This is a genomic window from Butyrivibrio sp., from assembly GCF_017940685.1.
GTDB lineage: Bacteria > Bacillota > Clostridia > Lachnospirales > Lachnospiraceae > Butyrivibrio.
Map to the genome: position 1 here is coordinate 1 of NZ_JAGAYD010000157.1, position 9,413 is coordinate 9,413.

At 42.3% G+C, this 9,413-nt stretch carries 6 protein-coding genes and 1 pseudogene; all 7 read left to right on the top strand.

From position 1 onward, the window contains the following. A pseudogene (locus J6I68_RS09870) lies at positions 1-141 on the top strand (elongation factor G); the annotation flags it as partial. A gap of 158 nt (positions 142-299) precedes the next feature. Then, complete coding sequence (locus J6I68_RS09875; protein ID WP_028247316.1) at positions 300-521, top strand: hypothetical protein; 222 nt, start codon at positions 300-302, stop codon at positions 519-521. A 9-nt stretch (positions 522-530) separates the two neighbouring features. Next, positions 531-1,565, top strand: a complete 1,035-nt coding sequence (locus J6I68_RS09880; RefSeq protein ID WP_099392723.1) for a hypothetical protein — start codon at positions 531-533, stop codon at positions 1,563-1,565. Further along, the gene (locus J6I68_RS09885; protein WP_292220018.1) at positions 1,522-4,014 is read left to right on the top strand and encodes a VirB4-like conjugal transfer ATPase, CD1110 family; all 2,493 of its coding nucleotides are present in this window, start codon (positions 1,522-1,524) and stop codon (positions 4,012-4,014) included. The genes J6I68_RS09880 and J6I68_RS09885 overlap by 44 nt, the downstream gene beginning before the upstream one ends. Next, positions 4,004-5,236 (top strand): C40 family peptidase, encoded by a 1,233-nt coding sequence (locus tag J6I68_RS09890; RefSeq protein WP_099392725.1) that lies wholly within the window; start codon positions 4,004-4,006, stop codon positions 5,234-5,236. The genes J6I68_RS09885 and J6I68_RS09890 overlap by 11 nt, the downstream gene beginning before the upstream one ends. A 13-nt stretch (positions 5,237-5,249) precedes the next feature. Further along, complete coding sequence (locus J6I68_RS09895) at positions 5,250-6,698, top strand: hypothetical protein (RefSeq protein WP_292220021.1); 1,449 nt, start codon at positions 5,250-5,252, stop codon at positions 6,696-6,698. Between the two features lie 88 nt (positions 6,699-6,786). Further along, entirely contained in the window at positions 6,787-9,138 is a 2,352-nt protein-coding gene (locus tag J6I68_RS09900) for a VirD4-like conjugal transfer protein, CD1115 family (protein WP_292220023.1), read from the top strand. Positions 9,139-9,413: the final 275 nt, after the last annotated feature.

The window sequence follows — 9,413 nt, forward strand, 5'->3', positions numbered from 1 at the left end:
ACTTATTTCACAAATGGGCAGGGAGTCTGCTTGACAGAGTTAAAAGGATACCAGCCAGCTATTGGTAAATTTATTTGCCAACCCCGCCGCCCGAATAGCCGTATAGATAAGGTTCGGCATATGTTCCACAAGTTAGCTTAAGAGTTTAAGAAAACTATATTACCTCGAATCGTGAGAAATCATGGTTCGGGGTATTTTTTTGCAAATTTTATTATTTTCGTTTCGGATTAGAGCTTTCGGTGTCCCACATAACTTACGAAGGGCAAGGAAGTCCTACCAAACGAAAGGAGAAAACGGATATGAGAAAGGTAGTTTCAAAGCTTGATGAGATGCTGATCGGTATGAAGGTGAGACTTGCACAGAAGAAGCCTGCTGTAGACCAGATCATCATTATGTTCATCATCATTGCAGTAGCAGCCGGAATTGCTGGTCTTTTGTACATTTTCGGTACTAAGACTCTGCTTCCAAATTTCCAGAACAAGATCACAACCCTGATCAATCAGTGGTTTGACGGAAAGTAAGGAGGAGCTATGACAAAGAAAAAGGAACGGGTGGAGAGAAGCAGGGAGGAAAGAAAGGCGGAAAAAGAGAGAAAGCGCCTGATCAAAGAAGCAAACAGGATGCTTATCTCCGCACCGAAAAAATCTGCAAATAGCATGGGATTCCTTAGTTTTGATCCGTCCGGTGCCTTTTGCTTTGACGGCGGCAGATGGGTCAAAGTTTTTGAAGTGACAGGAAGCATAAGGGGAGCTGTAAAGGCGGCACTAAAAGTAAAATCCAGAATCCGTATCACAGAAAGGATTGCCCCGGCAAAAGGAGAATCACACACAGCGAGGGCATTTGTCTCACTTATTGCAGAGGGTGATATCTATGAGCCGGTACGGGAACAGTTTGAAGCAGATGAAGTGATATTACAGGAAATGATAGGGGTACGGTCCTTAACCGTAGACGAAGCGATAAAGGTAATTCTTATGCAGCTTGGTGGAGAAAAGAGGTCATTTTCCTATGCATCATTCGTCCGTGCAAAGCGGGATTTACTAAAGGAGATATCTCCGGAGATTGTGGAAGAAAGAGATCATTTCCAGATTGAAGGGTCTTTCGGGATGAGCATGTTTTTCATGGAATACCCGGATGAGGCTTCCGGAGATGCCCTGTCACTTTTAAAAGAACTTGGATGCCCGGTATTTGTGACATTTGATCTTGTCGGGATAAGTGACCTCGACAAGGAAGATTATGTAAGAACACTTGAAAAAAGATACTCACGGACTCTAAACCGTGACTCGGTACAGGATTTTTTGAATGTATCAGGGCAGCTTACGTTTCTCTGTGATTCAAAGGATGCAATGGAGATCATAAAAAAGACGGTAGATACCATCTTTGCAAGAGCAGGTTTTTTGATTTCTCCGGTATTCGGAGGACAGAAAGACAGCTTCTTATCACAGATCTCTCTTGGACTTTTGGATTACAAGAACCTAAGGAATGTAGGCGTAGAAACAATGAATGAGATTTTTAGGAGGGAATATGGCGGTAATCAAAACGAAGTACGAGCAGACGAAGATGTATGACACTCCTGTTTGCGCAGAGGTAAATAGCGTTCAGGATATCTTCTCTGTAGAGGCTATTGAAGAGAGCGGCATATTTACCCTGCCTGGAGGAAAGTATTCAAAGACATACATGCTAAGTGATATCAACTTTGCAGGTGTGACTGATGAGGAGCAGAAATCCATCATTGTCAGTTTTTCAAAGGTATTAAAGGGTATTCCCTGCAGGTTTTCATATAGCATTGCCAATGAACACGTGGATGAGAAGAGCTTTCACGAAAAGGTTCTTTATAAAAAACGTGGGGATGCGGATGACAGACTTAGAGACTCCTACAATCAGGTAATCAGAGAAAAGCTATCTGATGCCAAGCAGGGGCTATATCAGACTATCTATCTGACGCTTACCATTTCAGCGGATGGAGTGAAGGATGCCAAGGCAACTTTTATGTCTATAGAAGGTGCGATAAGGTCAGCGTTTATAGGACTTGGGCTTAACGGTATGCAGGGATCATCTATGAAGTCCCTTTCCATAGATGAAAGAATGCAGCTCATCTATAACTTCATGCATACAGGACTTGAAAGCGGATATAGGTTCTCCTTTCAGAAAGCGGTATCTATGGGGCAGGATTTTATCAATATCCTGTCTCCGGCCGCAATCGAGTTTGATAATGAGAGCTTTGTATTAAACGGAAGTTACGGGAAAGTGATGTATATCGAGGATTATCCAAAGGCTTTGGAGTCTGACATCATAACTTCTCTTTCCAAAATCAATTGTACAAGCTATGTAACAGTCAATAATGAACTTCTTGATATTTCAGGCTTTAAGCAGGAGATTTCAAGAAAGTACATGGCAGTGGGAATGAAGATTGAGGGGGAGAAGCAAAGAAACCGTAATAATAATGACTATCTTGCGGATGCATCGCAGAAGCTTTTAAACGAAAAGGAAAAGCTCGATCAGTTTATGAAGGAACTGGATAGCTTAGATGACCACTACTTCAATACAACAATTCTCGTGTTGTTTTTAGCTGATTCAAAAGAAGAGCTGGTACAGATAGAGGATAAGCTTAAGAATATTGCTTCGCTTAAAAGTCTTACGCTTAAGAGCTGCTTTGCAATGCAAAAGGAGGCGCTTAACTCTGCACTTATATATGGAATACAGGAGTTTAAGAGAGTAGTGAATCTGTCATCAAGCTGCCTTGCGATGTTCATGCCTTTTAAGACTCAGGAGCTTAATGATGAGAACGGCGTATATTACGGCATCAACCAGCTTTCACAGAATGCAATCTTTGCTGATAAGAAGAAGCTGAAAAACCATAACGGCATGATTCTTGGACAGTCCGGCTCAGGTAAGAGCGTGTTTTCCAAGAGCGAGATGATATCGGTTTATCTTAACAATCCCACAGACCAGATCTTAATTGTAGATCCCCAGTCGGAATACGGACCTGTTGTTATGAGGATGCATGGTACAGTTATCTGCTTTGACTCAAAGAAGGAGTTTTACCTTAACCCGATGGATGTGGACTTCGACGGTGTGGATTATGCCGGTCTTCGGGAGATCATCTCGGAAAAGGCAGACTTTATTTTAACGCTGATATCCTCACTTCTTAAAAGAGATATGGAAGCAGAGGAGCAGGGCGTTGTTGATAGAGTCATTGATAAGGTGTACTCAGCAAATTATAGCATGAGAAAGCGCCTTAACGGGGAGACAGAAAAAGCAGCCGAATATGAAGTGCCGGAGTTTATGAAGGAAGAGATCACAGAGGTAAGTCTTTCAGAGGATTTATCCAAGGAAGAGCAGGTAAGAGCCTATTCACCGACACTGCAGGATGTATATCAGGGGCTTTTGGATGAAGGAACAGACCTTGCAGACCATTTGGCGGCAGCAATGGAGATTTTTGTAAACGGGTCACTGAATCTGTTTAACCACAGGACAAATGTAGATCTTAGTAACAGGCTGATTGCATTTGATATAGCAGGGCTCAAGGACAATCTTCGTATCACCAGCATGCTCATCATGATGGAAACATTAAGGGGCAAGATCAAGGTAAATGCCAAGGTCGGCAGGTGGACACATCTTTATATTGATGAGTTTCATGAGCTTTTGGCAGTTGATCAGGTGGCAAACTTTATATTGAAGCTTTGGAAAGAGATTCGAAAGATGAGCGGCATTTTAAATGGCATAACTCAGAATATGTCTGATCTTTTGAATGATGAGAATGCCGGAAAGCTTTCAGCGATTCTTTCAAATACGGAGTATTTTGCACTTTTATCACAGTCATCCGTGGATAAGAAAAAGCTTATGGAGTTCTTGCCGAGTATATCTCCTGCCATGTTCAACTTTGTTGACAATGCAGAGAGCGGAACAGGGCTTCTTAAGATGGGAAGCGTAACAGTTCCCTTTGATATGAGGATGAGCAAGGAATCAGAGATTTATGAAATCGTAAACACAGACGGAGGTGGCTATGGGGTTTAAAGAGGAAGGAGCACGGTTTACAAGTGATGTGAAATTCAAAGACTATGCCCTTAACTTTGCCGCAGGTGAAGCCTCCAGGTTTTCTAAAGGAGATGGGGAGGATGCATCTGCAAAAGTGGATCTTACACTAAGCGGAGTAGCCTCCCTTTCTGCAAATAAGCATAAAGCAAAAGCGAAGGAAATGAATAAGTTCCTTAAATTAAAGCAGAAGGAGGCTTTTATAGATGAGAAGAAAGCGAAAGGAACGGACAGCGAGAGGAAAGAAGCCAAAGTGGAGAGCTCGCCCCAAAAGACTACAGAGGCGTCAGCACAGACTCCTTCGAAGCCAGAGAAGGGCACAGAAAAATCAGATGCAGGAAAGTCTGTATCAAAAGATGTTTCAAAGAAGTCAGTATCCAAGGAGAAAAGAGCGGCAGCCAATAAAACAGCCGTAGCCAAGATGCTTAGGGCAAAAGGCATGATAGGAAATGACCTTGGCTCTGAAAAAGCAACAGGGGATGCACTTAAGGACGGAAATACCGGGGCAGTCAGAGTAGTGACAGAGATTCTTAACCCGGCTACGTACTTAAAGGGGCTTTTTGCCAAGATAGCAGCTCTTATTGCACCGCATGTAATGGTTGTTTTGATGTTTCTTATCGTATTTATGATCCTTGTATCTTTGGTGGTTGGCATGTTTACTTCCATAAACAGCGTAAGTACCACTGTTACAGGATTTGTATCAAGGTTTTCAGGGCGAGGAAGGATTCTTTCAGAAGAAAGCCTTACAGATGAGGAAATAGATGCGATTGTGGATGACTCAGGAGCTACAGGGAGACAAGAGGAAGTTATCAGGTTTGCTCTTTCAAGAGTTGGCTATCCATACTCTCAGGCAAACAGAGCAAGCGGCTATGCATATGACTGTTCATCACTTGCTTTCTATAGCTGGCAGGCAGGCGGCGTGGACATAAGTTATGGAGGCGGATATCCTCCGACTGCTGCGGCTGAGGCAAGTAAGCTCTACAGCAAAGGAGAGGTCGTAAATTCCACAAGGCTCGATGTAAGAGATATGGAGCCGGGAGATTTAATCTTTTACGGCGGACATGATAACGGAAGGTTTCTTGGCATATACCATGTGGCAGTTTATGTAGGAAACGGTGAAGTGGTGGAAGCCTTAAATGAAGACCACGGCGTTGTATATCAGACACTTAGAACAAAAAACGTGATTTTAGTATTAAGACCATAAGGAGGAATGTGAAATGGCAGATGAAATTGCTCAGGTTGTAGATCTTGAATATAAGGGGATTTATTACCTTTTGAAAGGAACAAAGGCGATGATTGCAGCTATGGTAAGCGGCGTTAAGTCCTTGCATGAGTGGAATCACCAGAAATGGCTTAATAAGCCCGGAAGCTGCTCCTGGCAGAAGATTCAGGAAGCAAGTGAAGGGATGGCTCCTATTTTGGAGTTTCCCAAGGAAATGTTCGAGCCAACAATCAATATTACAAATGATCCCGATGTAAAGGGAGAAGGCTTTATCAGTCCATTTGAATATTATTGTCAGAAGAATAATCTCAGATACTGTATCATGCCGGATCTTAATCCAAATGATGATTACGTTCCTGTTGCCGTGCTTGCACAGGACTTTGGAATCCATGATGAACAGATAAAGTCCTACATGAGAAAGCGTGTTGCAAGTGAGGAAGCACAGGATAAGTCATATGATGAGAAAATCGCTGATGCGAAGGATAGACTTGCAAATGCTGAGACTCAGGAAGAAAAGGACGAGATTCAGAAAGAGATTGAAGCACTTGAACAGGGTAAATCGCAGAACAGTGAGCTTTTGGCAGAGTCCAAGGAAAAGATGGATAGAAACAATGTCCTTGATTTTGCGGAATATCTTAAGCAGGCGGAAGGTACAGAGTTTTTGGATAATCCCGAACTTGCAATGTTGCAGGCACAGACATGTGGGGTGGTAAGAGAGTTTATGCCCGAAGATTGTATGTATCCTATCCGTGATTCAGGGCTTGTACCAGAGTCGAAAGAGCTTTATTACAGCCAAAAGACCGGGGATGACACACTTCTCACAGTAAAGAGGAGCTTTGAAGTGGATGATAAGGGCATGGTTTTTTCTGTCTATGAAGTCTCAGATCCTGTAACGGGAGCAAAGTTTGAACCTGTATCTGACAGGGGCCTTACGATGGAGGCATGGAATGAAAAACTTCCTGAAATCCTTAAAAATGCAGGAATGATGAAAGATCAGCCTATGACGGTTATGAGAAGTGAAGAAAACCTTCATGATTATATCCTTGGGTTTGATACAAATTTTACCAGTGCCCAGGAAGGTGGGCATGAAATTTCAGGCGAAGCACAGATCATAATCGACCAGGCAAGAAATGATGCGGCTCAGCGTGAGGCATATGCAAGAAGCTTTTATTCTACTGTCACGGTTCCATCGGAATCTATCATGCCAAGTGAAAACAGGGTTTTGTCTTTAGAGCTTGATGATGGTCTTGTAGAAGGAGTGTCTCTTGTAGGCATCGATTCTGATAGTGCAAAGATTTCAATCCGCTCTGACGAGAAGTATTCCTTTATCGGCTCTGATGGAAAGGAAAAGACTCTCACTGGAGATGAAATCCTTAAGGCACTTGAAGGAAAAGCAAAGACAGAAAGTGCTGCAAAGTCTATTACAAAGACTGCTGCAAGATGAAGGAGGGGGCTATGATCACACTAAGTATCTTAGGATTTCTTCTTATAGCAAGTGCCATGAATCAGGCTTACGAATAGGAGGCAGGTCTATGAGCGATTTGTTTGTAAGAGAAAGACCGGTAAAAAAGCATACAAGGAGCGTTAAAGAGACGCTTATCATATATGCGATTGGTGTTTTTGTCTGTGTATATCTTGGCTTTCTTTTGGGAGCTGTGTGGATGGACGGGAATAATCTCAATGAGTTCATGAACAATTTTCAGTCCTTTATCATAGAGCAGCACCATTTTATAGTAGGAGTCACACCGGTAACACCGAAGTTTGTATTAACCTTTGTGATCGGATGGTCTATGGCATTTATCATAATCTTTACAAAGATAGAGCATCCTTTCGCCGGAGAAGAATTTGGTAAAGCCAAATGGGGAGATGCCAAGGAATTTACAAAGCTCTTTGCAAACCATGATGAGAAAAACGTTGTTGATGTTGTTACGGGGGATGTTCATCTTGATCATCCCCTTCGTGTAAACACAGCAAATTACTGGATAGCAGAGGGGGTATATCTCTCGATTCATAATGAGAGGACTTCAAACTTAAATATGCTTGTAGTTGGACCACCTGGATCCGGTAAATCATTCAGGCTTGCACGTCCGATGTTATCCCAGCTATGCGGAAACTTCCTTGTGACAGATCCAAAAGGTGAGCTCTATAAGCAGACAGGGCAATATTTTGAGGATAACGGCTATGAAGTTATGGTCATGAACGTGGAATCTGAAGATGGTATGCCTATGAGTATCCATTTTAACCCGTTTGAATATATCAGAAACGAGTCTGATATCATGAGCATTGCCGGAATCCTTATGAAAGCAACAACTCCGGCAGAAGAAAGCGGAGGAAATGATCAGTTCTTTGAGCAATCAGCAGAAGTGCTTCTTACGAGTATCATTTATCTGATTCACTACTATTATCCGAAGGAAGATCAGAACTGGAAGACCTTTGTAAAGCTTCTTGATGCTACCTGCGTTTATACAAATAAGGATGGCTCCATTGATAACAGGGAAGGAGGCATTCTTGATATCGCAAAGAAAGCACAGAGCAACTGGAAAGAAGAACGACATATGGAGTCGGACTTCCCCGGGTATGTTGCAATCGAAAAGTATTATAACGGAGCAGCGGAGACTACAAGCTCTATTGTGGCATCTTTGGATGCACATTGCAGATATATGAAGCTTGAATGTGTTATAGACCTGTTATCAGAGGATGAGATACAGATTGCAAAGAGTTTTGGGTATTCAAAACCATGTAAGGAAGCTTCTACAGGAAAGAGAATACTATTTATCGTAACAAGTGAAGATAAGCGTTATTATGACTGGATCCCTTCAATGGTATATTCGTTATTCTTTGATGAACTTTATCATCTGACTGCCATTGATCCAAGCCTTCATGAAACGTTGCCGCAGCATTTGACCTTCCTTATGGATGAGTTTGCAAATGTCACATTGCCGGATTCCTTTGTAGAAAAGCTTTCCACCATGCGTAGCCGTAACATGAGTGCGGTCATTATTGTGCAGAATCTGATTCAGCTTAAGAGGAAGTTCCCAAAGTTTGATATGGATAAAGACCTTATCGGTAACTGTTCCATCATAGATATACTTGGAGCTCCGGATATGGATTCATGTGAATATCTATCAAAACACTTTGGTACGCAGACCATTCATAAGGCAAGTGAGTCTGATGCTAAGGATTATAAGGGGCAGAGTTCCAGATCAGAGGATGTCATGCAAAAGAGTCTTTTATCAGCAGAAGATATCTTTGCTATGAAGAAAGACGGGGAGTGTGCCATTGTAGTAAAGGGCGCAGATCCCTTATATCAGACCAAGTGCCGTATGGAGAGAACGGATTTTGTAAAGCTTCTATGCCGTAAACATAATCCGTATGATCCTAAGAAGCGGCAGGAAATCAGAAAAGAAAAGCGGGCAGACTTGTCGCCGGTATTCTTTTCCGGGGAAAGAGCAAAAGCAGAGGCTAAAAAACTACTGGCCCAGGGAGAAGAGATTGTTCACATCACAGTAGATGAGGCAATCGCTTATCATGAGGCTGTTAAGATGCAGGTAAAGCCTGAGAATATCGTGCTTTCGGTAAATGAGAGGAAGATGCTTCAAAAGAATGCTGAAAAGTACCATGAGAAACATGCCATGATGAAAAAAATCACCTTGGATGAGTTTAGGAAAAACGCTGATGGAAGTGATTGTGAAGAGTCCGTATATCGTGAACGCTGCAGAGTGGTTAGAAGTCTTATCAATGATGGCTTTTCTAACATCCATGTCAGGTTCTTAAAGCCCTTAGTTTTAGCAGGATATAGCTTTGAAGAGATTAAAGAGCTTTTCAATCAGCACTCGGATACAGAGGAAATAAAGGATTTTATTAAACAGGTGGGGATTGCTTAGATTCTTTAGCGTGATTGAACGCGTAGGTTTAAATCCAAAGATTCCTGCTTCAATCTATCCATCCCCGGGAGTCGGGCAGGGGTTGGGGTCGGAATGGTACCATAATAAAAATCTTAAAAAAGCCGCTATCAAAAGGCTTCATACAAAAACCTATAAACCTCGAATCGTGAAAAATCACGGTTCGGGGTATTTTTTTGCAAATTTTTAAAATCCTGTTTCGGATTAGCAAGGCTCATGTCCCACATAACTTACGAAGGGCGAAGGATGTCCTACCA

What these genes read in the sequence shown, in the direction of transcription:
- J6I68_RS09900 (WP_292220023.1), top strand. Translation starts at nt 6,787, where the DNA reads ATGAGCGATTTGTTTGTAAGAGAAAGACCGGTAAAAAAGCATACAAGG.
- J6I68_RS09895 (WP_292220021.1), top strand. Translation starts at nt 5,250, where the DNA reads ATGGCAGATGAAATTGCTCAGGTTGTAGATCTTGAATATAAGGGGATT.
- J6I68_RS09880 (WP_099392723.1), top strand. Translation starts at nt 531, where the DNA reads ATGACAAAGAAAAAGGAACGGGTGGAGAGAAGCAGGGAGGAAAGAAAG.
- J6I68_RS09885 (WP_292220018.1), top strand. Translation starts at nt 1,522, where the DNA reads ATGGCGGTAATCAAAACGAAGTACGAGCAGACGAAGATGTATGACACT.
- J6I68_RS09890 (WP_099392725.1), top strand. Translation starts at nt 4,004, where the DNA reads ATGGGGTTTAAAGAGGAAGGAGCACGGTTTACAAGTGATGTGAAATTC.
- J6I68_RS09875 (WP_028247316.1), top strand. Translation starts at nt 300, where the DNA reads ATGAGAAAGGTAGTTTCAAAGCTTGATGAGATGCTGATCGGTATGAAG.